General features: G+C 32.9%; 1 protein-coding gene. It reads right to left on the bottom strand.

Going from position 1 to position 868, the window contains the following annotated elements; genetic code table 11:
• Positions 1 to 66 precede the first annotated feature (66 nt).
• Positions 67 to 843 (bottom strand): hypothetical protein, encoded by a 777-nt coding sequence (locus tag HCZ11_RS19510; protein WP_217702842.1) that lies wholly within the window; start codon positions 841 to 843, stop codon positions 67 to 69.
• Positions 844 to 868: the final 25 nt, after the last annotated feature.

The following is an 868-nucleotide window of genomic DNA, read 5'->3' as shown; positions in this document are numbered from 1 at the left end:
AACGCCCTAATAATGGGCTAAAAATAGTTTGCTAAAATGTTGAGGAACGAAAACAGTAAACTGTTTTTAGTCCTGATTAATTTGCTTGTTAAGTAGACTTTCGTCAAATTCAATTTCCATTTTTTTCATTAAATCGTCAGTAAACTTTTGACTTTCCTCTTTACTAACATAGCTATCTTGCCCCTGAATATTTGCAACTAATTGGTTTGTTATTTCCCCATAAACGACAGCCAATCTCGCCTGCAGTTCAATCACATGTTCACTAGTCATTGAATTATTTAGCTTGAAAGGTTTATTTTTGCTCAGAGGTCCATAGTTCCCCTCCCAAAGTGCTTTACCTGTTTCAGATCTTAATGTTGCTTTAAGCTGAGGGAGAAATATTAAACCTTTTTCGTTAGTAAAAATAATACACCAAGGTTCAAGTGTTATAACTTGTTTTTTAATATTTGAATTTAGATGAATAGATTTAATTTCTGCTGTTAAATCTTGATTGTTTTTTAGTGAACTGAGTAGAATTTTAGCTAAATCAAAATTGTCTTTAAGCTCCTTTTCTAAACTACCCTGTAAGTTTTTTTCATTAGAAAGATCGGACGCTAGAACACCAAGAATTCCGAAGTAAAGACCTATATCACCTGAAGATTCAGACCAATTAGCTACAACAAAACCTGTATCTTTAATTCTTCGGTCACCTGGAGCTAAGCTAAGATCGCTCCAATCTATATTTAGTACATCCAATTTCAATTCTTTATTTGATTCTACAGGGATAGATCCTCCCATTTTGGTAGATTGACATCCTACGGAAAGGAAAAGAAGAACCATTATTATGAAATATTTGAAATACACTCTGAACTATCCTTGTCTACTTAAC

This window comes from Pseudoalteromonas sp. HF66 (assembly GCF_011806445.1).
Classification (GTDB): Bacteria; Pseudomonadota; Gammaproteobacteria; order Enterobacterales; family Alteromonadaceae; genus Pseudoalteromonas; species Pseudoalteromonas apostichopi.
This window is presented reverse-complemented; position numbering and strand designations above follow the sequence as displayed.